The sequence below is a fragment of the Dechloromonas sp. ARDL1 genome, assembly GCF_051122455.1.
In the GTDB taxonomy this organism is placed as follows: domain Bacteria; phylum Pseudomonadota; class Gammaproteobacteria; order Burkholderiales; family Rhodocyclaceae; genus Azonexus.
Genome location: NZ_CP168939.1, coordinates 2,578,598 through 2,599,567, shown reverse-complemented (window position 1 = coordinate 2,599,567; position 20,970 = coordinate 2,578,598). Strand labels below are relative to the sequence as shown.

Below are 20,970 nucleotides of genomic sequence, written 5' to 3'. Positions count from 1 at the left end.
AGGTATTCGTCAGGACGTTGCAGTCATGATCGGCTTCCTGACCCTGCTCGAAAAGGAATTCCTGCGGTTCTGGAAAGTGGCTTTCCAGACAGTCGCTGCGCCGGTCCTGACGGCGCTGCTTTACCTACTGATCTTTGGGCACGTTCTGGATGATCACGTGACCGTGCACGGTGTTCGCTATACCAGCTTTCTGATTCCCGGCCTGGTCATGATGCAGGTCTTGCAAAACGCCTTCGCAAACTCTTCGTCGAGCTTGATCCAGGCCAAGATCACCGGCTCCATCGTCTTCGTGTTGCTGCCGCCGATTCCCTACGGGGCCTTTTTTGCCGCCTATGTCCTGGCGGCGGTGTTGCGTGGACTGATGGTCGGGCTTGGCGTACTGCTGGCGACGGTTTGGTTCGTCGAATTGAAGGTGGTGGCGCCGCTCTGGATCATCGTTTTTTCCATGCTCGGCGGCGCCCTGTTCGGTGCGCTCGGCATGATTGCCGGCATCTGGTCGGAAAAGTTCGATCAACTGGCTTCCTTCCAGAATTTCCTGATCATGCCGCTGACCATGTTGTCGGGCGTTTTCTATTCGATTTACACCTTGCCAACATTTTGGCAGGGTGTGTCGCATTACAATCCTGTTTTTTACATGATCGACGGCTTCAGATATGGCTTTTTTGGCGTTTCGGATGTTGCGCCCGAAACCAGCCTGCTGGTCGTCGTTGCCTGTTTCGCAGGCGTGTCCTGGGGGACACTGAACCTGCTGAAGCGAGGCTGGAAGCTTAGGGCCTGACCAAGATGCACCCCGAACATATCAAGCAACTGATCCTGGCCGGCATGGCCTGCGATTTTCTCGAACTCGATGGCGACGGCCAGCATTTCCAGGCCATTGTTGTGAGCAGCGAATTCATCGGCAAGAGCCGTGTGCAGCGCCAGCAGCGCGTGTATGAAACCCTGAAGGAAAAACTGGCGACCGGCGAATTGCACGCCCTTTCCTTCAAAACCCTCACCCCGGAAGAATGGAGCACCCAGCGTGGATAAGTTGTTGATTGAAGGGGGCAAGGTCCTCACCGGCGAAGTGGCCATGTCCGGAGCCAAGAATGCAGCGCTACCCATCCTGTGCGCTTCGCTGCTCACCGCCGAGCCGGTGCATTTCACCAATGTGCCGCACTTGAACGATATTTCGACCATGCTTCGCCTGCTCGGCGACATGGGCGTCGGCGTGACCATGGACGGTGTGGATGGATTGGTGCTCAACGGCGGCGGCCTGAACAACCCGGTCGCCTCGTATGAGATGGTCAAGACCATGCGTGCCTCGATCCTGGTGCTCGGTCCATTGGTCGCCCGTGGCGGCGAAGCACGCGTCTCGCTGCCTGGTGGCTGCGCCATCGGTGCCCGCCCTGTGGATCAGCACATCAAGGGCCTGCAGGCCATGGGCGCCGAGGTCAAGGTCGAGCAGGGCTATGTCCATGCCAAGGCGACCCGTCTGAAGGGGGCTCGCATCTGTACCGACATGGTGACCGTGACCGGTACCGAGAACCTGATGATGGCTGCCTGCCTGGCAGAAGGCGAAACGATCATCGAGAACGCCGCCCGTGAGCCGGAGGTGGTCGATCTGGCCAACTGCCTGATTGCGATGGGCGCCCGCATTTCCGGCGCAGGCACCGACGTCATTCGCATTCAAGGCGTCGACAAGCTGCATGGCGCGACGCATGCCATCATGCCGGACCGAATCGAGACAGGAACCTACCTGTGCGCTGCGGCTGTCACGGGCGGCGATATTCGTCTGCTGAAAACCTCGGCAGCCTACCTCGATACTGTCGTCGACAAACTGATGGATGCAGGCTGCGACATTACCGTCGAACGTGACGCCATTCGCCTGGTCGCACCCAAGCGACTGAAGGCGGTTAGCCTGCGTACCGCACCGTACCCGGCTTTTCCGACCGACATGCAAGCCCAGTTTATGGCTATCAACTGTGTTGCCGACGGGGTGGCGACCATCCGCGAAACCATCTTCGAAAACCGCTTCATGCACGTCAATGAATTGATGCGCCTGGGGGCCAATATCCAGATCGAAGGCAACAATGCCATCGTGCGTGGTGTCGAGCGGCTGGAAGGGGCGACCGTGATGGCGACCGATCTACGCGCCTCGGCATCGCTGGTGATTGCCGCTCTGGTGGCAGATGCCGAGACCTTGATCGACCGCATTTACCATCTGGATCGCGGCTATGAACGGATTGAGGAAAAGCTGGCCAAGCTGGGGGCATCGGTCAAGCGGGTACATTGATTCCCAGGCTGGGGAGGGCTTGTTTTGTCGCTGAAATTTCATCTTCCAGGCTGAGTGGCATTCGGAAATGAAAAAAATGCTTGGCGTATTCGAAATGCTGCTACATACTCCGAACTTCGGGATTTCCAGGCAGTGTGTTGTTCCTGCACCGTAATCGGTTTGTCAGCTCCTCGGTCTTGGCTCTCGTAATTTTTTCAATCTTTTCCAAGGAAGCTACAAATGGCAACTGGTACCGTCAAGTGGTTCAACGACGCTAAGGGTTTTGGTTTCATCTCTCCGGACGGCGGCGGTGAAGACCTCTTCGCCCACTTCTCCGCAATTCAAGGCAACGGTTTCAAGACCCTGGTCGAAAACCAGAAGGTTACCTTCGATATCGTTACCGGCCCGAAGGGCAAGCAAGCCGCGAACATCCAGAAGGCCGACTAAGTCGTCCTGCTGAATCGCGAAAAGCCCGGCTCGCCGGGCTTTTTTGCGTTTACGTTCGGTTGCGCATGGCATGAGCTGCCCCCATAATCGGTCCTTTTCCCCGCAAGAATGAGGAGAAACCGATGTTGCGCAGAACCTTTATCGCTGCTGCCGTGACCACGGCCATGCTGGGCGCCGCCACCGCTCAGGCACAAACCTATCGCGCCGAGTATCGCTTGTCGACTACGCTGGGCACAGCCTTTACCTGGGGGCAAGCAGGTGAGCGCTGGATCGAGCTGGTCAAGGAGAAGACGCAAGGTCGCATCAACATCAAGCTCTATTCCGGCAACTCGTTAGTCGGCGGCGAACAGACGCGTGAATTCACGGCCATTCGCCAGGGAGTGATCGATATGTCGATTGGCTCGACGATTAACTGGTCGCCGCAGATCAAGGAGTTGAACCTCTTCTCGCTGCCTTTCCTGATGCCGGACTACAAGGCGATTGACGCACTGACCCAGGGTGAGGTCGGCAAGGACCTGTTCGCCGTGCTGGAAAAACGCGGCGACGTGATTCCGCTAGCCTGGGGCGAAAATGGCTTCCGCGAAATGTCCAACTCCAAGCGTCCGATTGCGTCACCGGCCGACATGAAGGGTATGAAATTCCGCGTCGTGGGTTCGCCCCTGTACAACGAGACTTTCTCGGCGTTGGGCGCCAATCCGACCCAGATGAGCTGGGCCGATGCGCAACCGGCATTGGCTTCCGGCGCGGTCGACGGTCAGGAAAATCCGCTGTCGGTGTTTGTTGCGGCCAAATTGCCGACGGTTGGCCAGAAATACCTGACTCTATGGCATTACGTTGCCGACCCGTTGATTTTCGTGGTGAACAAACAGGTCTGGAACAGCTGGACGCCAGCCGACCGCGAGGCGGTGCGCCAAGCTGCGCTGCAGGCCGGTCGCGAGAACGTCGAGAAGGCGCGCAAGGGGATTGCCGGCAACGACAATGCCGTGCTGAAGCAGATCGAGGCTGCTGGCGTGACCGTCACCCAGCTGACTCCGGCCCAACGCGATGCCTTCGTTCAGACCACTCGCCCGGTGTACGACAAATGGTCGAAAACCATTGGTGCCGATCTGGTCAAGAAGGCCGAAGCGGCCATCGCCAAGCGCTGAGCCTGTCTTTTTCTCGCCGCGCTGACAGGGGTTGGTGCGGCGTTTTTGTATTTCTAGAAGTGATCCATGTCTGAATCCGACAAGGCCGCCTCGAGCGGCAAGCTGACGCTGGGCGCCGTCGAGCGTTTTTTGATGGCCGCCTCGATGGGGGTGTTGTGCCTACTGACCATGGCTAACGTACTGGTCCGCTATTTCACCGATATTTCCTTCGCCTTTACCGAGGAAATCTCCGTGGCGTTGTTGGTGGTGATGACACTCGTGGGGGCATCGCACGCCTTTGCCAGCAACCATCATATTGCCATCAGCTTTTTCGTCGATCGCAAGCCGGCCCTGTACGGCGCGGCTCGTCGTTTTTCTGCTTTCTGCTCGTTGCTTATGTTCGGGCTGCTCGCCTGGTATGGCGTGCTGATGGCCTGGGATGACTATAGTTTCGAGGTAACTTCGCCGTCGCTTGGGGTGCCGCAATGGTGGTATACCGTCTGGCTGCCGCTGCTCTCGATACTCATCGTCTTCCGTTTGCTGGCCGTGTTGTGGCGAGGGGGAAGGTGATGGACTGGATACTGTTCGGCATTTTCATCGTTCTGATGTTCTCCGGCGTGCCGCTAGCGGTGACCATGGGGCTGGCCGGGGTGGCGGTCGTGGCGATTGCCGACTTCGGCATGTTGTCACTGCCGACCAACGTCTATACCGGTATCGCCAAATATCCCCTGATGGCCATTCCGGTATTCGTCATCGCCGGCCTGATTTTCGAAAAGGCAGGCGTGGCGGCGACCATCGTTCGTTTCGCTTCGGCGCTGGTTGGCCAACGGCGCGGTAGTCTGGCCATTGTCGCCATTCTGGTGGCGATGATCCTGGGCGGCATTTCCGGTTCCGGGCCGGCCGATTCCGCGGCGGTCGGCGCAGTGATGCTGCCGTCCATGATCAAGGCCGGCTATCCGCGCTCCTTCACAGCGGGCGTCATTGCCGCCGCGGGTTCGACCGACATCCTGATTCCACCGTCCATCGCTTTCGTGATCTACAGCCTGCTCGTGCCGCAGGCCTCTGTGCCGGCGCTGTTCGCGGCCGGCATGATTCCCGGCATCCTGTCCGGCCTGACGTTGATCCTGGTCGCCTGGTGGCTGTCGGTCAAGCATGGCTTTGAGGCCGATGTGCAAGAAGAGCGCCCGCCATTCTGGCAGAGCCTGAGGGAGGCCGGCTGGGGCCTGGCGGCTCCGGTCATCATCCTTGGAGGCATGCGCAGCGGCTTCTTCACGCCAACCGAAGCGGCGGTGGTTGCCGTGTTCTACGGCGTGCTGGTCGGTACCGTCATCTATCGCACGCTCAGTTGGAAAGATATCTACAACGTGCTGGTCGAGTCGGCTGAAATTTCCTCGGTGATCCTGACAGTCGTTGCGCTGGCCAGTGTCTTCGCCTGGGCCAGCAACACCCTCGGCACCTTCGACCATCTGGCGGCGGCACTACTCGGTACCGGGCTTTCCGAAATCCCGATGCTGCTCAGCATCCAACTGCTGTTGCTGATCGCCGGCATGTTCCTCGACGCCATTTCGATCTATTTCATCTTCCTGCCGCTGCTGGTGCCGATCGCCATGCACTTCAACTGGGATCTGGTGTGGTTCGGCGTCATCATCACGATGAACATGGCGCTCGGCCAGTTCCACCCGCCGCTCGGTGTGAACCTGATGGTGACCTGCCGGATGGCCGGCGTGTCGATGGAGTCGACCGTGCCTTGGGTGTTGTGGATGGTGGCGGCGATGGCTGGAACGATGTTCCTGGTAACGTTTGTGCCCGATCTGGCCCTCTGGTTGCCGCGTCACCTCGGGTATCTGTAAGGGGCTCTGCTAAAATGGCGCTTTCGCCTTTTTAGCAAGCCTTCCCGTGACGACCATCACCATCGCCCTGTCCAAGGGCCGCATTTTCGACGAAACCCTGCCGCTGCTGGCCGCAGCAGGGATCGTGCCGACCGAGAACCCGGAAACCTCCCGCAAGCTGATCATCGAGACCAACCAGCCGAAGGTGCGGGTGGTCATCGTTCGCGCCACCGACGTGCCGACCTACGTCCAGTATGGGGCCGCCGACATCGGCGTCGCCGGCAAGGATGTGTTGATCGAGCACGGCGGCGAGGGCCTCTACGCGCCGCTCGATCTGAAGATCGCCAAGTGCCGGATGATGGTCGCCATCCCCGAAGGTTTCGACTACGAGAATGCCGTCCGCCAGGGCGCCCGCCTCAAGGTGGCTTCCAAGTACACCAAGACAGCACGGGAGCATTTCGCCGCCAAGGGTGTCCATATCGATCTGATCAAGCTTTACGGCTCGATGGAGCTGGCGCCGCTGGCTGGCTTGGCCGACGCCATTGTCGATCTGGTATCGACCGGCGGCACGCTGAAGGCCAACAAGCTGGTCGCCTGCGAGCACATCATGGACATTTCCTCGCGCCTCGTCGTCAATCAGGCCTCGCTGAAGGTCAAGCGCGAAACCCTGCAACCGATTATCGACGCCTTTGCCCAGGCGGTGGAGAAGTAAACCATGGTCGCCATCAAGCGCCTTTCTACGGTTGAGGCCGATTTCAAGGCCCAAATGGATGCGCTGCTCGCCTTCGAGGCGGCCGCCGATGAAGGCATCGAGCGCACCGTCGCCGGCATTCTGGCCGACGTCAAGGCGCGCGGCGACGCGGCCGTCGTCGAGTACACCAACAAGTTCGACCGGCTGAGCGCTACTTCGATGGCCGGACTGGAGCTGTCGCAAGGCGAATTGCAGAAGGCCCTCGACGGCCTGCCGGCTGAGCGCCGTGCTGCGCTGGAAGCCGCGGCCGGCCGCATCAAGGCCTACCACGAACGCCAGCGCATGGAAGGCTGGTCCTACACCGAGGCCGACGGCACCATGCTCGGCCAGATGATCACGCCGCTTGATCGCGTCGGCCTCTACGTGCCGGGCGGCAAGGCGGCCTATCCGTCGTCGGTGCTGATGAACGCCATTCCGGCCAAGGTCGCCGGCGTCAAGGAACTGATCATGGTCGTCCCGACCCCGGGCGGCGAGCATAACCAGCTGGTCTTGGCGGCAGCCTGCCTGGCTGGCGTCGACCGCGTGTTCACGATGGGCGGCGCCCAGGCCGTCGGCGCGCTGGCCTACGGCACCCAGACCGTGCCGCAGGTGGACAAGATCGTCGGCCCCGGCAACGCCTACGTCGCCACCGCCAAGCGCCGGGTATTCGGCATCGTCGGCATCGACATGGTCGCCGGCCCGTCCGAAATTTTGGTCGTGTCGGACGGTTCGGGCAACCCGGACTGGGTAGCAATGGATCTCTTCTCGCAGGCCGAGCACGACGAACTGGCGCAATCCATCCTGATCTGCACCGACGCCGCCTTCATCGACCGGGTGCAGGCCAGCATCGAAAAGCTGCTGCCGACCATGCCGCGCCGTGAAGTGATCGAAACCTCGCTGACCAACCGCGGCGCCTTCATTCTGGTGCGCGATGTCGAAGAGGCGGTCGCCATCGCCAACCGCGTCGCCCCTGAACACCTCGAACTGGCGCTGGCCGATCCCGATCCGTGGGTTGCCCAGATTCACCACGCCGGTGCCATTTTCATCGGCCACTACACGTCGGAATCGCTCGGCGATTACTGCGCCGGCCCGAACCACGTGTTGCCGACCTCCGGTTCTGCCCGCTTCTCTTCGCCGCTCGGTGTCTACGACTTCCAGAAGCGGACCAGCCTGATCAAGGTGTCGAAGGCGGGGGCGCAAACACTGGGCAGGATCGCCTCGACGCTGGCGCAGGGTGAAGGCCTTCCGGCGCATGCCAAGTCGGCCGAGTTCCGGCTGGAAAACTGAGAACCCCCTTGTCTGCCGCAGCAACGCACGAATCCCAAAATCGCCCGGACCTCCGGGCGCTTTTTTTGGCCTTTTCAGCGGTCGGTCTCTCGGGGTTCGGCGGTGTGCTGCCCTTTGCGCGACGCATGCTGGTCGAGGAGCGGCAATGGTTGAAGGCTGAGGAATTCAACGCGCTGCTCGGCCTGTGCCAGTTTCTGCCCGGGCCGAATGTGGTCAATCTGGCTGTCGTCGTCGGCAAGCGCTATCAAGGTGCCCTGGGTGCCATTGTCGCGCCGGTTGGCCTCCTTGCCGGGCCGATGCTTATCGTGTTCGTGCTGGCTATGCTCTATGAGCGCTACGGTAGTTTGCCCGTTATTCAAAACATGTTGCGCGGGATCGCCGCCGTCGGTTGCGGTTTGCTGTTCGCCATGGCGTGGCGTATGGGGCTTGCCATCAAGAGCAAGGCCGTCTTCCTGCCTTTCTCGGTTCTCGTTGTGACAGCGATTGCCTGGCTGCGCTGGCCCATGCCTTGGGTCATGCTGGCGGGGTTGGTACTGTCCGGCGGGTTGGCGTACGTCAGGCTGGGGCGCTCGTGATCGCCGTCATCCTGTTTTTCGAGTTCGCCCTGCTGTCATGCGTCGCCTTCGGTGGTGCGACGGCGCTGTTGCCGGAGATGCATCGCGTGGTGGTTGAAAACCATCACTGGATGGACGATGCCACCTTTACGCATCTTTACGCCATTGCTCAGGGGGCACCCGGGCCGAATGTTCTGGTCGTTACGCTGATCGGTTGGCATGTTGCCGGCTTGGCCGGGGCGCTGGCGGCAACCGTGGCGATGTGCCTGCCGATGAGCATGGCCATCTACCTCCTGATCGATCGTTGGGAGGGATTTTCGGGTGCCCGCTGGCAAAAGGCGATCAGCCTGGGGGTGGCACCGCTTGCCGTCGGGCTAATCTTTTCGGGAGCCACGCTGATCGCGCAGGCAGCCGCTTTTGGGTGGGCGGCTTGGCTTATTGTCGGAGCGACGGTTTTCGTCAATCTGAAGACAAAACTGCATCCGCTGTGGCTAATTGTCCTGGGCGGGGCGATTGGCCTATCGGGTTGGGTCTGAACAATCCGGGTGTGTTGCTTTTCCTGGTGATTCGTAGGGCGTACGACTAGGCGGCGTGCTCAGCCGCATCAGTGCGGCCAGTTCTTGATCGTTGCCTGTCAAGTCGGCCAGCGTGTAGGCATCCAGAGCTTGGAACAAGCCGTCAAAAGCCTGGTCAAGTATGCGATTCAGGCGGCAGGCCGGGGCGATGCGACACCCGTTCTTTTCCGCCGAGAAGCACTCGACGATGGGGGCGTCGCCTTCGCTGGCGCGAATGATGCTCCCCAGACGTATTTGATCAGGCTGACGCGCCAGCTTGATGCCGCCGCCCTTGCCGCGCACCGATTCGACGATTCCGTTCCTGGACAGTTGGTGCACAACTTTCATCAGGTGGTTTTGCGAAACGCCGTAAGCGTTGGCGAGTTCGGCGATCGTTGCCAGGCGGTCCTGGGCGATGGCCAGATACATCAATACGCGTAGCGTGTAGTCGGTGAAGGTGCTCAGGTGCATAGGTGCCATCCTGTTGATACGAAATGTGTTTGGGTGTTGCCACATTAAAGATGTAAAAAATATACATCTTATTTTGCTGCCCCGTGGTACGCTTTTGGCAGTCTATCCCGACTCGTTACGGCTGTGCCAACCCCCAAATGCTCCCAGAGAACAAGCTCAGTAAAAGAGTGATCGAGATAAAACCCGCGCTCGATGTCGATGCGAAGGTCTATCCGCGCTCAATCAAGGGATATTTCCAACGCTGGCGCTGGGTCATGGTCGGGTTCACCCAACTCGTTTTTTACGGCTTGTGCTGGTTGCCCTGGAACGGCAGGCAGGCGGTTCTTTTTGATCTCGAAGCCCGCCGTTTTTACCTGTTCGACTTCGTCTTGTGGCCGCAGGACACCATCTACCTTGCCATTCTGTTGGCGCTTTCAGCTCTGGCACTGTTTCTCTTCACGGCGGTCGCCGGACGCCTGTGGTGCGGATATACCTGCCCGCAGACGGTTTATACCGAGATATTTCTTTGGATAGAGCGCTTGGTGGAGGGGGATCGCCCCAAGCGGATCAAGCTCGATGCCGCGTCGTGGTCTCCTCGCAAAATGGCGGTCAAAACCACCAAGCATGCCCTGTGGTTAAGCCTGTCGCTATGGACTGGTTTGACTTTTGTCGGGTATTTCACGCCCATTCGCGATCTGCTGTCGAGCGTGAGCAGCTTTTCCCTCGGCCCCTGGGAAATTTTCTGGGTACTGTTCTATGGTGCCGCCACCTACGGAAATGCCGGATTTCTGCGGGAGCACATGTGCAAGTACATCTGCCCCTACGCCCAGTTCCAGTTCGTGATGTTCGACCGCGACACGTTGAACATCACCTACGACAAGGAGCGCGGTGACCCGCGTGGCGGGCGGGCGAAAGGCGCCGATCCGCGCTCGGTTGGACTGGGCGACTGCATCGATTGCAGCATTTGCGTCCAGGTATGCCCGACCGGCATCGATATCCGCGATGGTTTGCAACTCGAATGCATTGGCTGTGCTGCGTGTGTCGATGCCTGCGATCAGGTCATGGACAAGATGGGCTATCCCAGGGGGTTGATACGCTATTCAACCGAGAATGCGGTGCTCATGAAGGCATCGCGGGGCGAGATTATCCGGCGTGCCTTTCGTCCCCGGGTTCTCATCTATCTGGCCATCTTCCTGTCGGTATCCTTTGCCACCGCCTGGTCCCTGGCGACCAAGGTGCCGCTCAAGGTGTCGGTGATCCGCGATCGGGCTGCGATGTCGCGCGAGGCAGCAGACGGCAGCATCGAGAACAGCTATACCTTGTTGCTGACCAATGCCAGTGAACAGACTCGTCGCTACCGTATTTCCGTTGATGGACTGCCGGGTCTGCGCATTGCCGACGCGCAGGAGGTGTCGGTCCCTGCCGCGGCCATTGGTGAAGCTGCGCTGGTCCTGTCGCTTGAACAGGGCGCCGTCGGCGCTGGCGCTCACAACATTCGCGTCAGGGTAGAGGACGTGGCTGATCCTGCAGTGGCGGCTACCGAGTCAGCCCGATTCTGGATGCCATAGTCGCCTCTCGTAATCGTCGGCGTGCGCTGAGAGCAGGACCCGGCTGTTTGGACAGATTTTCGACGGTGATAAGTGGAGCCCTGCGGGTGTAGCGTTATCCACGGTGACGGTTGCCGAAGGTCCGTTCAGACCGTAGGCGGCCGGCGCGGTGGGTAACGCGGGTTTCATGCGGCGAGGGGTTCCTGCGGCAAGCCGGCGAAGTAAATCATGTCCGGTGTCTTGCCGGCAAATGCCTGATGAGGCCGCCGGCTGTTGTAGAACGTGATGAACTGCCCCAGGCTCGCCTTGGCGTGGGATACGGACTCATAGGCTTTGAGATACACCTCGTCGTACTTGATGGTCCGCCAGAGGCGCTCGACGAAGACGTTATCACGCCAGCAACCCTTGCCGTCCATGCTGATACGAATGCCGTTCGCTTTGAGCTGCCCGGTGAATTCGCTGCTGGTGAACTGGCTGCCCTGGTCGGTGTTGAAGATTTCCGGCGTGCCGTAACGCGTTATCGCTTCCTGCAATGCCTCGAGGCAGAAGTCGGTGGTCAGCGTGTTCGATAAACGCCAGGCCAGAACCCGGCGACTGTACCAATCAACGATGGCGACCAGATAGACGAAGCCTCGGCGCATCGGGATGTAGGTGATGTCGGTCGCCCACACGTGATTGGGCCGCTCGATGCTCAGGTTGCGCAGCAGGTAGGGATAAATCGGGTGGGCCGCATGCCGACGACTGGTGTTCGGCTTGCGATACAAGGCTTCGATGCCCATCTGCCGCATCAGCCGGCGGATCCGCTTGCGGCCGACGGGCTGCCCCTCATTTCTGAGCAGGTCGCGCAGCATCCGGCTTCCGGCGAATGGGAACTCCAGATGCAATTCGTCCATCCGGCGCATCAGCGCCAATTCCTCGGTTGAGGTCGGTTTCGGCGTGTAGTAGGCCGTCGACCGTGCCAACGCCAGAATCTGGCATTGCCGGACCACTGGCAGGTCGTGATTGCGGTCAATCATCTTCTTGCGCTCAGCATGCCCGCCTTGGTGAGCGCCTTTTCTAAAAAATCGTTCTCCAACGTCAGCTGACCAATCTTGGCCTGCATGGTCTGGATGTCCGGTCCTATTTCCTTCGCCGGCTTCTCGCCAAACACAACCGACGAACGTTCCAGCAGTTGCATCTTCCAGTCCGTAATCTGGTTCGGATGCACATCGAATTGCTGCGCCAGTTCAGCCAGCGTCTTGTCGCCCTTCAAGGCAGCGATCGCCACCTTGGCCTTGAATTCCGGCGAGTGATTCCGCCGCTTCCTTCTCGTCATGCTCTTGCTCCTCATTCAAGCCGCTACGCGGCCGTGGGTGAAGCAAGGCTATCACTTATCCTACTGTCCGATTTTCCGGGGCCGGCTCTCTGTTTCGGGCGCGGAAAATGGCTGCGGCGGCTCTCTTCCGGTAGACCCTAGCGATCCTGCTGGTAGGGATTTTCGAGACCGGTTATCAGATCCTGAAAAACAGCCCTAATCTGGTTTTCGTCGCACTCCATAAGCAGCGCGTCCTCAAAGGCGTCCTGCGCCATTTGGCGCAGTTCTTCAAGGTTCTCGCGCAAGACCTTGATCTTCTCGGTACAGGCGACGATGCTGCCGTCGGGGCGTTTCCAGATAGTTTCCATGGGCTTCAGGCGAGTATCGCGCGCAGCTCTGCGACCAGTGCCTGGCACTCGACATCGGTGCCAACGGTAATGCGCAGGAACTGCTCGATGCGCGGCAGTTTGAAGTGGCGGACGATGATGCTGCGCTCGCGCAGCGCCTTGGCCAGTTCGGCTGCGTCGCGTTGCGGGTGCCGGGCGAAGATGAAATTGGCCGCCGAGGGCAGAACTTCGAATCCGAGGCTGGCCAGATCGGCGGTCAGCGCGTCGCGTGTCGTAACCACCTTGCCGCAGCACGCGGCGAACCAGTCATCGTCCTCGATGGCAGCTACGGCGCCGACGATGGCCAAGCGGTCCAGTGGATAGGAGTTGAAGCTGTTCTTGACCCGCTCCAGTGCCTCGATCAGTGCCGGGTGCCCAATCGCGTAGCCAACGCGCAGCCCGGCCAGCGAGCGGGATTTGGATAGGGTGTGGACGACCAGCACGTTGTCGAAGCGGCGGGTTAGCGGAATGGCGGTCGTGCCGCCGAAATCGATGTAGGCCTCGTCAACGACGACCACTGAGTCCGGGTTGGCGCGGGCAATGTCGGCGATGGCGTCAAGCGCGAGCAGGCGGCCGGTCGGTGCATTCGGGTTGGGGAAGATGATGCCGCCGTTCGGCTGGCCGCGCCCCGAAGGAAGTCCCCCTGAGGGGCAGTAGTCGGCCGGATCGATCGAAAAATCGTCCGCCAGCGGCACGGTACGATAATCGACGCCATACAGCCCGCAATACACCGGGTAGAAGCTGTAAGAAATGTCCGGGAACAGGATGGGGGCATCGTGCTTGAGCAGTGCCTGGAAAGCATGGGCTAGCACCTCATCCGAGCCGTTGCCGACGAAGACCTGGTCAGGCGTGGCACCATAGCGGCGGGCTACGGCCTGCTTGAGCAGGTCGGCGTTGGGGTCCGGGTAGAGGCGCAGGCGCGCCGCATCATCACCGAGTTCCGCCTGGATCGCAGCCAGTGCCTTGGGCGAGGGTGGATAGGGGTTCTCGTTGGTGTTCAGCTTGATCAGGTTGGCGATCTTGGGCTGCTCGCCCGGGACGTAGGGGGTGAGGTCGCGGACGACCTGGCTCCAGAAGCGGCTCATGGGGAATTCACGGAAAGCGGAAAATCAGGACGAAATGGTATCATGCCCTTCCGATTCAACGTTTTGCAGCCAACCCTCATGCGGCAAGCCGAAGTTACCCGTAATACCCTGGAGACGCAGATCACCGTGCGTCTCAATCTCGATGGCACCGGCCAAGGCAAATTCGCCACCGGCGTGCCCTTTCTCGACCACATGCTCGACCAGATTGCCCGCCACGGCCTGATCGATCTCGATATCGATGCCAAGGGCGACCTGCACATCGACGCGCACCATACCGTCGAGGACATTGGTATCACCTTCGGCCAGGCGCTGGCCAAGGCGTGGGGCGACAAGAAGGGCCTGACCCGCTACGGCCACAGCTACGTGCCGCTCGATGAAGCGCTGTCGCGTGTCGTGATCGACCTTTCCGGCCGTCCCGGACTGGAACTTAACGTCGACTTCACGCGGGCGATGATCGGCCAGTTCGATGTCGATCTGGTTTCCGAATTCTTCCACGGCTTGGTCAACCACGCCGGCATGACGCTGCACATCGACAACCTGCGTGGCAAGAACGCCCACCACCAGGCCGAGACTATCTTCAAGGCTTTCGGTCGCGCCCTGCGCATGGCGGTGACGCCCGATCCGCGCATGGCCGGCGCCATGCCGTCGACGAAAGGCACGCTGTGAGCGCTGGTGGCAAGGTCGACGGTGCCATCGCCGTCATCGACTACGGCATGGGCAATCTGCGTTCCGTATCAAAGGCGCTGGAGCATGTTTCCAACGGCAAGCCGGTCGTCGTCACGGCCGATCCGGCCGTGGTGGCCGCGGCGGAGCGGGTTGTTTTTCCCGGTCAGGGGGCGATGCCCGATTGCATGGCAGAGCTCGACGGCCGCGGCCTGCGCGCCGCCGTGTTGCAAGCGGCCAGCGCAAAACCTTTCCTCGGCATCTGCGTCGGCGAACAGATGCTGTTCGAGCACAGCGATGAAGGAAACGTGCCGGCGCTCGGGGTCTTTCCCGGCAATGTCGTCCGCTTCCCCGATGAAAAAATGTTTCTACCCACCGGCGAACGCCTGAAGGTGCCGCATATGGGCTGGAACGAGGTGCGCCAGGTTCCGCATCCCCTGTGGCGCGGCATCACCGATGGCGCCCGCTTCTATTTCGTGCACAGCTATTTCGTGCAGCCTGCCGATGCGGCATTGGTGACCGGCACTTGCGAATATGGCGTCCCCTTTACCTGTGCGGTGGGGCGGGATAATATCTTCGCGGTCCAATTCCACCCCGAGAAAAGCGCCCGCGACGGTTTGCAATTGCTGAAAAACTTTGTCGAATGGCACCCTTGATTCGCTGTCGTCGAATTTATTCTCCTAGACTCCCATGCTGATTATTCCTGCGATTGACCTCAAGGACGGGCAGTGCGTCCGTTTGAAGCAGGGCCTGATGGAACAGGCCACCGTGTTTTCCGAAAGTCCCGCCGATCAGGCGCGACACTGGCTGGACAAAGGCGCACGTCGCCTGCATCTGGTTGATCTGAACGGCGCCTTCGCCGGCAAGCCGAAGAACGCGGCGGCGATCAAGGCCATCTTGGCCGAGGTGGGCGACGAAATCCCGGTCCAGCTCGGCGGTGGTATCCGCGACCTCGACACCATCGAGGCCTGCCTCGACGGCGGTCTTAGCTACGTCATCATCGGCACCGCAGCGGTCAAGAACCCCGGTTTCCTGCACGACGCCTGCGTCGCCTTCCCCGGACACATCATCGTTGGCCTCGATGCCAAGGACGGCAAGGTGGCGACCGACGGCTGGTCCAAGCTGACCGGCCACGACGTGGTTGACCTCGGCAAGAAGTACGAGGACTACGGCGTCGAGTCGATCATCTACACCGATATCGGCCGCGACGGCATGCTGTCGGGCATCAATATCGAAGCCACCGTACGCCTGGCGCAGGCGCTGACCATCCCGGTCATCGCGTCCGGCGGCCTGTCCAACCTGGATGACATCAAGGCGCTGTGCGCGGTCGAAGGCGAGGGCGTGGTCGGCACCATTGCCGGTCGGGCCATCTACGACGGCTCGCTCGACTTCGCGGCGGCCCAGAAGCTCGCTGACGAGTTGTTGCCCAAAGCGGGCGCCTGATGCTCGCCAAACGCATCATCCCCTGCCTTGATGTCACGGCCGGTCGGGTCGTCAAGGGCACCAATTTCGTCGGTCTGCGCGATGCCGGCGATCCGATCGAGATTGCCCGCCGCTACAACGAGCAGGGCGCGGACGAGGTGACTTTCCTCGACATCACGGCATCAAGCGACCAGCGCGACATCATCCTGCACATCGTCGAAGCCTGCGCCGAGCAGGTCTTCATTCCGCTGACCGTCGGCGGCGGCGTGCGCAAGGTCGAGGATGTGCGCCGTCTGCTCAATGCCGGGGCCGACAAGGTGTCGATGAACACGGCGGCCGTGCAGAATCCGGACCTAGTGTTCGACGCTTCGAGCAAGGTCGGTTCACAGTGCATTGTCGTCGCCATCGACGCCAAGCAAGTCGCGCCGGGCAAATGGCATGTGTTTACGCACGGCGGCCGCAACGATACCGGGCTCGATGCCATCGAATGGGCGAAAAAGGTCGAGTCGCTGGGCGCCGGCGAAATTCTGCTCACCAGTATGGACCGCGACGGCACCAAGAAGGGTTTCGATCTGCCGTTGACGCGTGGCGTTTCCGATGCGGTCCGGATTCCGGTCATCGCCTCCGGCGGGGTCGGCAACCTGCAGCATTTGGCCGATGGCGTTTCCGAGGGACGCGCTGACGCAGTGCTTGCCGCCTCGATTTTTCATTTTGGAGAATACACCGTGCGCCAGGCCAAGGAATATATGGCGGAGCGCGGTATCGAAGTCCGTCTGTGAGCGATCTCGATAATTCCCTCGATTGGCTGGCGGCCCTGAAGTGGGACGCCGACGGCATGATTCCTGCCATCGCGCAGGACCAAAATGGTCGTGTCGTGATGTTCGCCTACATGAACCGCGAGTCGCTGCAGGAAACGATTGCCTGCGGCAACGCGGTATACTGGTCGCGTTCAAGAAAGCGTCTTTGGCGCAAGGGCGAGGAATCCGGCCATTTCCAGAAAGTGAAGGCCATTCGCACCGATTGCGACGGCGACGTCCTGCTGCTTTCGATCGAACAAGTGGGCGGTATTGCCTGTCATACCGGTCGCGAAAGCTGCTTCTTCAATGAGTTGAACGGGGATCGCTGGGTTCCTGTTGATCCGGTTTTGAAAGACCCGAAGGAAATCTACCAATGAGCACGCATGACATCCTGCACCGTCTTTCCGAGACGCTGGCCTCCCGTCGCCATGCCGATCCGGAAAAGTCGTATACCGCCAAGCTGTTCGCCGACGGACCGGATTCGATCCTGAAGAAAATCGGCGAGGAGTGCGCCGAGTTGATCATGGCCGGCAAGGATGGCAAGCGTCTCAACATCGTTCGCGAATCGACCGATGTGATTTATCACATCCTGGTCCTGCTGGCGTTCTATGATATGGGTATCGAGGATGTGTCGCAGGAAATGCGCCGCCGTGAAGGGATTTCCGGTATCGATGAGAAGGCATCGCGGGGCCAAAAGTGAGCGATTGTCTCTTCTGCAAGATCGTTTCAGGGAAAATCCCCTCTAGCAAGGTTTACGAGGATGAGGATATCCTCGCCTTCAACGACATCAATCCCGCTCGTCCGGTGCATGTGCTGGTGATTCCGAAGAAACACATCACCTCGCTGGCGACGGCGACGGCGGAAGATACCCTCGTTCTCGGCAAAATTCTGGCCAAGGCCAATGAAATTGCGGTGGCTCAAGGCAGCCCGGATGGTTTCCGGGTCATCATTAACACAGGTCGTGTGGGGCAGCAGGAAGTGCCGCACCTGCACGCGCACATCGTGGGCGGTCCGGACCCGGTCGGCCCCATGCTGAAACGTATCTAGGAGACAAATCATGGGCAGTTTTTCCATTTGGCACTGGCTGATCGTTCTGGTCATCGTCATGCTTGTTTTCGGTACCAAGAAGCTGCGTAACGTTGGCCAGGATCTGGGTGGCGCGGTCAAGGGGTTCAAGGACGGCATGAAGGAAGCCAACGCCGACAAACCGGCCGAGGAAGCCAAGCCTACCCAGCAGGTCGGCGGTCAGACCATCGACGTCGAGGTCAAGGAAAAGACGAAAGGCTAGTCATTGGTCGCTAGTTGTTAGCCTTTAGCTAAAAACTAGTAACTAACTACTAACAACTATGTTTGATATCGGCTTTTCCGAATTGATGGTGATCGGCATCGTGGCGCTGATCGTCATCGGCCCCGAGCGGCTGCCCAAGGTGGCGCGCACGCTCGGTCATCTGCTTGGCCGCGCCCAACGCTATGTCAGCGACGTGAAGTCGGACATCAACCGTGAAATTCAGCTCGACGAACTGAAGAAACTGCAGACGCAGGTCACGGACTCTGCCCGTGCGATGGAGGAGTCGGTACGCAAGGAGTACGACTCCGCCCGTTCGGCCATCGAGGCGCCGGCTCAGGAGGCCGCAGCCGAGTTGCAGTCCGCCGTCAAACTGGCCGAAGGCCTGCCACCGGCTAACGATACGACGGGCAAACCAAGCGCATGAGCGATCACCAGGAAGATTCTTTCATCTCGCACCTTGTCGAGTTGCGCGACCGTTTACTGCGTAGCCTGATCGCCATTGCAGTAGTGCTGGGCATTCTGTGCATCTACCCAGGACCGGGCGAAATCTACGACATCCTGGCCGCTCCGTTGACCAAGGCCTTGCCTGAAGGAACGAAGATGGTCGCCATCGGCGTCATTACTCCTTTCATGGTGCCGCTCAAGGTTACGGCGATGGTTGCCTTCATATTGGCCTTGCCGTACATCCTTTTCCAGGCTTGGGGCTTCGTTGCGCCAGGCCTGTATGCCCACGAGAAGCGCCTTGGCATTCCGCTGATTATTTCCAGCACGCTGCTCTTCATTGCCGGCATGTCCTTCTGTTACTTCTTCGTCTTTGGGCAGGTCTTCAGTTTCATTGCCAGTTTCGCACCGAAGAGCATCACGCCGGCACCGGATATCGAAGCCTACCTGTCTTTCGTGATGACCATGTTCCTTGCCTTCGGCATCACCTTTGAGGTGCCGGTGGCGCTGGTCGTGCTGGTCAAGCTCGGCATGGTCTCCGTCGAAAAGCTCAAGGAGTGGCGTTCCTACTTCATTGTCGGCGCCTTTGTTGTCGCTGCAGTGGTGACGCCGCCGGACGTGGTGTCGCAACTGGCGCTGGCGATTCCGATGTGTCTGCTCTATGAACTGGGTATTCTGGCGTCACGTCTGGTTTCGCCTCGTCAAAAGGACGAAGCAGGCGTTGCCGGAGCCTCGGCGGGTGCAACGGATGCCGAGATGGACAAGGCAGAAGAGGAGTTTCGCAAGTTATCCTGAGCGATGATTGGCGGTCTCAGGTGCAACCCGTAACCGGCCTTGATCAGGCCGGTTTTTTCGTGGGGCCCGGGCGTGTCGTCAGGGTTTTGACCGGTGTGCCTTCCTCGAACCACCAGAGCGTTCCTGGTGGCATCTCGAACCAGGTTTCGTTGTCCGTTAATGGCTGGGTCGCGATAACGGCGACCCGGTCGTCTGGATTTGTCAGGTCGCTGAAGTCTACAGTGACGTCCTGGTCGTTGAGGTGTGCCTCGGCGAAAGGTGCCTGGCGAATGATATGGCTGAGCCTGGTCGAGGCGTGGGCAAACAGCCAATCCCCGTTCGAGAGCAGGAAATTGAATTCGCCGTGCCGGCTGATCTCCAGGGTCAGTTGATGGACCGCATCGAAGAGCGGGCTGCGTTCCGGCGCCTGGCTGCCGAAGCGGCGGCGCAGTTCCTGTAGCAGCCAGCAGAAGGCGCGTTCGCTGTCAGTCAGGCCAACCGGCATGAAGCTGCTGTCGAGTTCCGGTGAAAAATCGAGCAAGTTGCCATTGTGGGCGAATATCCAGTAACGCCCCCACAATTCACGGATGAAGGGGTGGGTGTTTTCCAGCCCTACCGAGCCTTGTGTTGCCTTGCGGATGTGGGCGATGACATTCTTCGAGTGGATGGGGTACTGACGTACCAATTCGGCCACCGGCGATGTGCTCGATGGCTGCGGATCCAGGAAGAGTCGCGTGCCCTTGCCTTCGAAGAAGGCGATGCCCCAGCCGTCGGAGTGGACATCGGTGCCACCGCCACGGACCTGGAACCCGCTAAAGGAAAAACAGATGTCCGTCGGGACATTGCAATTCATCCCAAGAAGCTGGCACATGCTCCGGCTTACTCTCGCTCGGAGCGCATGGTTGGCCGCTTGCCGATCCGGACCTGAAGCTCGACGATGCCCTTGTCGCGGCGCAGGCGGAACGTCGAACGCTCGTCCGGCGTGAGGGCGGCGATCAGGTCGAGCATGACCTGCGGATCCTTGACCGGCTTGCCGTTGACGGAGAGCAGGATGTCACCGGGGCGAATGCCGGCGGTGTCGGCGGGGCTGCCGCGAACGACGCCGGCGATCAGTGAGCCTTCGGTACCCGGCAGGCCGAATGACTCGGCCAGTTCCGGGGTGATTTCCTGTGCTTCGACGCCAATCCAGCCGCGCGTGACCGAGCCGGTGCGGATGATCTGTTCCATGATGCTGCGGGCGCTGGAGGCCGGGATGGCGAAGCCGATGCCGAGCGAGCCGCCGCTACGCGAGTAGATGGCGGTATTGATGCCGACCAGATGTCCCTCGCTGTCAACCAGAGCACCGCCAGAATTGCCCGGATTGATGGCAGCGTCGGTCTGGATGAAGTTCTCGAAGGTGTTGATGCCCAGATGCGAGCGGCCAAGCGCGGAGACGATGCCCATGGTTACCGTTTGCCCGACGCCGAACGGGTTGCCGATGGCCAGCACCACATCGCCGACGCGCAGGCTGTCGATCTGGCCGAAGGTGATGGCCGGCAGCTTGTCGGCCTTGATTTGCAGGATGGCGAGATCGGATTCCGGGTCGCTGCCGACCACCTTGGCCTTGTAGGTTTTGCCATCGTTGAGCGAGACCTGGATGTCGTCGGCGCCGTCGATGACGTGAAAATTGGTCAGGATGTAGCCGTTAGGGCTGACAATCACGCCGGAGCCGAGGCCGGAGTTGCGCCTTGGTTGGCCTTCGGGGCGGTCGCCGAAGAAATGGCGGAAAATCGGGTCGTCGAAAAGCGGATGCCGCTGCTGTTTGATCTCCTGCGTCGTGTAGATGTGCACGACCGAGGGCAGTGCAGCGCGTGCGGCGTCGCGGTAGGAGCCAGTGGGCGCGGCCTTGCCTTCATCGCCTCCCGCTGGAGCTTCCGTCAGGGCGACGACGCCGTGGCGGGCAGGCAGCCACTCGGGTTTGAGCGTGGAGACGACGAACAGAATGGCGAGCGCAACCGTAACCGTTTGTGCAAAAATCAGCCACAACCTCTGCATGGAATTGTCTCGA

General features: G+C 60.3%; 28 protein-coding genes. 22 read left to right on the top strand and 6 right to left on the bottom strand.

Features of this window, described 5'->3' with window-relative positions; genetic code table 11:
• Nucleotides 1–25: 25 nt before the first annotated feature.
• The 11 genes from AB6Q56_RS12755 (at nucleotide 26) to AB6Q56_RS12705 (ending at nucleotide 8,758) form a co-directional block, all read left to right on the top strand.
• The gene (locus tag AB6Q56_RS12755) at nucleotides 26–778 is read left to right on the top strand and encodes an ABC transporter permease (RefSeq protein WP_434513545.1); all 753 of its coding nucleotides are present in this window, start codon (nucleotides 26–28) and stop codon (nucleotides 776–778) included.
• Between the two features lie 5 nt (nucleotides 779–783).
• On the top strand, nucleotides 784–1,026 hold the full coding sequence (locus AB6Q56_RS12750) for a BolA family protein (protein WP_434513544.1): 243 nt from the start codon (nucleotides 784–786) through the stop codon (nucleotides 1,024–1,026).
• Nucleotides 1,019–2,272 carry a UDP-N-acetylglucosamine 1-carboxyvinyltransferase gene (murA, locus tag AB6Q56_RS12745; protein ID WP_434513543.1) on the top strand — a complete coding sequence of 418 codons (1,254 nt, stop codon included), beginning with the start codon at nucleotides 1,019–1,021 and terminating at the stop codon, nucleotides 2,270–2,272. Before AB6Q56_RS12750 ends, murA begins: the two co-directional genes overlap by 8 nt.
• A gap of 219 nt (nucleotides 2,273–2,491) precedes the next feature.
• On the top strand, nucleotides 2,492–2,698 hold the full coding sequence (locus AB6Q56_RS12740) for a cold-shock protein (protein WP_027457731.1): 207 nt from the start codon (nucleotides 2,492–2,494) through the stop codon (nucleotides 2,696–2,698).
• A 122-nt stretch (nucleotides 2,699–2,820) separates the two neighbouring features.
• Nucleotides 2,821–3,843, top strand: coding sequence for a DctP family TRAP transporter solute-binding subunit (locus AB6Q56_RS12735; protein ID WP_434513542.1), 1,023 nt, complete (start codon nucleotides 2,821–2,823; stop codon nucleotides 3,841–3,843).
• 66 nt (nucleotides 3,844–3,909) lie between these two features.
• Complete coding sequence (locus AB6Q56_RS12730; RefSeq protein ID WP_434513541.1) at nucleotides 3,910–4,392, top strand: TRAP transporter small permease; 483 nt, start codon at nucleotides 3,910–3,912, stop codon at nucleotides 4,390–4,392.
• Complete coding sequence (locus AB6Q56_RS12725; RefSeq protein WP_434513540.1) at nucleotides 4,392–5,672, top strand: TRAP transporter large permease; 1,281 nt, start codon at nucleotides 4,392–4,394, stop codon at nucleotides 5,670–5,672. Before AB6Q56_RS12730 ends, AB6Q56_RS12725 begins: the two co-directional genes overlap by 1 nt.
• 46 nt (nucleotides 5,673–5,718) lie before the next feature.
• Complete coding sequence (hisG, locus tag AB6Q56_RS12720; protein WP_434513539.1) at nucleotides 5,719–6,363, top strand: ATP phosphoribosyltransferase; 645 nt, start codon at nucleotides 5,719–5,721, stop codon at nucleotides 6,361–6,363.
• Nucleotides 6,364–6,366: 3 nt separating this feature from the next.
• Nucleotides 6,367–7,668: a histidinol dehydrogenase gene (gene hisD, locus AB6Q56_RS12715; protein WP_434513538.1), complete on the top strand. Its 1,302-nt coding sequence runs from the start codon at nucleotides 6,367–6,369 to the stop codon at nucleotides 7,666–7,668.
• Between the two features lie 65 nt (nucleotides 7,669–7,733).
• Complete coding sequence (locus tag AB6Q56_RS12710; RefSeq protein ID WP_434513537.1) at nucleotides 7,734–8,243, top strand: chromate transporter; 510 nt, start codon at nucleotides 7,734–7,736, stop codon at nucleotides 8,241–8,243.
• Nucleotides 8,240–8,758 (top strand): chromate transporter, encoded by a 519-nt coding sequence (locus tag AB6Q56_RS12705; RefSeq protein ID WP_434513536.1) that lies wholly within the window; start codon nucleotides 8,240–8,242, stop codon nucleotides 8,756–8,758. Before AB6Q56_RS12710 ends, AB6Q56_RS12705 begins: the two co-directional genes overlap by 4 nt.
• On the opposite strand, the gene AB6Q56_RS12700 is transcribed toward AB6Q56_RS12705, so the two are convergent.
• Complete coding sequence (locus AB6Q56_RS12700) at nucleotides 8,741–9,247, bottom strand: RrF2 family transcriptional regulator (protein ID WP_434513535.1); 507 nt, start codon at nucleotides 9,245–9,247, stop codon at nucleotides 8,741–8,743. The genes AB6Q56_RS12705 and AB6Q56_RS12700 overlap by 18 nt on opposite strands.
• Nucleotides 9,248–9,414: 167 nt before the next feature.
• On the opposite strand from AB6Q56_RS12700, the gene ccoG reads away from it, so the two are divergent.
• Nucleotides 9,415–10,794 (top strand): cytochrome c oxidase accessory protein CcoG, encoded by a 1,380-nt coding sequence (gene ccoG, locus AB6Q56_RS12695; protein WP_434513534.1) that lies wholly within the window; start codon nucleotides 9,415–9,417, stop codon nucleotides 10,792–10,794.
• A gap of 164 nt (nucleotides 10,795–10,958) precedes the next feature.
• Here the strand turns inward: ccoG and AB6Q56_RS12690 are convergent.
• From AB6Q56_RS12690 to hisC, 3 genes are all read right to left on the bottom strand, one after another.
• A protein-coding gene (locus tag AB6Q56_RS12690) for an IS3 family transposase (protein ID WP_434513533.1) occupies nucleotides 10,959–12,088 on the bottom strand; the annotation gives its coding sequence in 2 pieces (ribosomal slippage) (nucleotides 10,959–11,839 and nucleotides 11,839–12,088; 1,131 coding nt in all).
• A gap of 137 nt (nucleotides 12,089–12,225) precedes the next feature.
• The gene (locus AB6Q56_RS12685) at nucleotides 12,226–12,435 is read right to left on the bottom strand and encodes a hypothetical protein (protein WP_434513532.1); all 210 of its coding nucleotides are present in this window, start codon (nucleotides 12,433–12,435) and stop codon (nucleotides 12,226–12,228) included.
• Between the two features lie 5 nt (nucleotides 12,436–12,440).
• Nucleotides 12,441–13,538 carry a histidinol-phosphate transaminase gene (gene hisC, locus AB6Q56_RS12680; RefSeq protein WP_434513531.1) on the bottom strand — a complete coding sequence of 366 codons (1,098 nt, stop codon included), beginning with the start codon at nucleotides 13,536–13,538 and terminating at the stop codon, nucleotides 12,441–12,443.
• Between the two features lie 78 nt (nucleotides 13,539–13,616).
• Between hisC and hisB the strand changes: the two genes are divergently transcribed.
• Genes hisB through tatC form a run of 10 tightly spaced genes read left to right on the top strand, consistent with a single transcriptional unit; the run spans nucleotide 13,617 to nucleotide 18,944 of the window.
• Nucleotides 13,617–14,204, top strand: coding sequence for an imidazoleglycerol-phosphate dehydratase HisB (hisB, locus tag AB6Q56_RS12675; RefSeq protein WP_434517159.1), 588 nt, complete (start codon nucleotides 13,617–13,619; stop codon nucleotides 14,202–14,204).
• Between the two features lie 47 nt (nucleotides 14,205–14,251).
• Nucleotides 14,252–14,857 carry an imidazole glycerol phosphate synthase subunit HisH gene (gene hisH / locus AB6Q56_RS12670; protein WP_434517158.1) on the top strand — a complete coding sequence of 202 codons (606 nt, stop codon included), beginning with the start codon at nucleotides 14,252–14,254 and terminating at the stop codon, nucleotides 14,855–14,857.
• 34 nt (nucleotides 14,858–14,891) lie between these two features.
• Nucleotides 14,892–15,644, top strand: coding sequence for a 1-(5-phosphoribosyl)-5-[(5-phosphoribosylamino)methylideneamino]imidazole-4-carboxamide isomerase (hisA, locus tag AB6Q56_RS12665; RefSeq protein WP_434513530.1), 753 nt, complete (start codon nucleotides 14,892–14,894; stop codon nucleotides 15,642–15,644).
• The gene (hisF, locus tag AB6Q56_RS12660; RefSeq protein WP_434513529.1) at nucleotides 15,644–16,402 is read left to right on the top strand and encodes an imidazole glycerol phosphate synthase subunit HisF; all 759 of its coding nucleotides are present in this window, start codon (nucleotides 15,644–15,646) and stop codon (nucleotides 16,400–16,402) included. The genes hisA and hisF overlap by 1 nt, the downstream gene beginning before the upstream one ends.
• A 56-nt stretch (nucleotides 16,403–16,458) precedes the next feature.
• Complete coding sequence (hisI, locus tag AB6Q56_RS12655; protein WP_434513528.1) at nucleotides 16,459–16,797, top strand: phosphoribosyl-AMP cyclohydrolase; 339 nt, start codon at nucleotides 16,459–16,461, stop codon at nucleotides 16,795–16,797.
• Complete coding sequence (locus AB6Q56_RS12650; RefSeq protein WP_150427337.1) at nucleotides 16,794–17,120, top strand: phosphoribosyl-ATP diphosphatase; 327 nt, start codon at nucleotides 16,794–16,796, stop codon at nucleotides 17,118–17,120. The genes hisI and AB6Q56_RS12650 overlap by 4 nt, the downstream gene beginning before the upstream one ends.
• Nucleotides 17,117–17,467, top strand: a complete 351-nt coding sequence (locus AB6Q56_RS12645) for a histidine triad nucleotide-binding protein (RefSeq protein ID WP_434513527.1) — start codon at nucleotides 17,117–17,119, stop codon at nucleotides 17,465–17,467. Before AB6Q56_RS12650 ends, AB6Q56_RS12645 begins: the two co-directional genes overlap by 4 nt.
• A gap of 10 nt (nucleotides 17,468–17,477) precedes the next feature.
• Nucleotides 17,478–17,708 (top strand): Sec-independent protein translocase subunit TatA, encoded by a 231-nt coding sequence (gene tatA, locus AB6Q56_RS12640; protein ID WP_434513526.1) that lies wholly within the window; start codon nucleotides 17,478–17,480, stop codon nucleotides 17,706–17,708.
• 58 nt (nucleotides 17,709–17,766) lie between these two features.
• Nucleotides 17,767–18,132 carry a Sec-independent protein translocase protein TatB gene (gene tatB / locus AB6Q56_RS12635; protein ID WP_434513525.1) on the top strand — a complete coding sequence of 122 codons (366 nt, stop codon included), beginning with the start codon at nucleotides 17,767–17,769 and terminating at the stop codon, nucleotides 18,130–18,132.
• A complete protein-coding gene (gene tatC / locus AB6Q56_RS12630; RefSeq protein ID WP_434513524.1) occupies nucleotides 18,129–18,944 on the top strand; it encodes a twin-arginine translocase subunit TatC in 816 nt (271 codons plus the stop codon). The genes tatB and tatC overlap by 4 nt, the downstream gene beginning before the upstream one ends.
• Before the next feature lie 43 nt (nucleotides 18,945–18,987).
• Here tatC and AB6Q56_RS12625 read toward each other — a convergent pair whose 3' ends face one another.
• Complete coding sequence (locus AB6Q56_RS12625; protein ID WP_434513523.1) at nucleotides 18,988–19,794, bottom strand: class II glutamine amidotransferase; 807 nt, start codon at nucleotides 19,792–19,794, stop codon at nucleotides 18,988–18,990.
• Nucleotides 19,795–19,802: 8 nt separating this feature from the next.
• A complete protein-coding gene (locus AB6Q56_RS12620; protein ID WP_434513522.1) occupies nucleotides 19,803–20,957 on the bottom strand; it encodes a Do family serine endopeptidase in 1,155 nt (384 codons plus the stop codon).
• Nucleotides 20,958–20,970 lie beyond the last annotated feature (13 nt).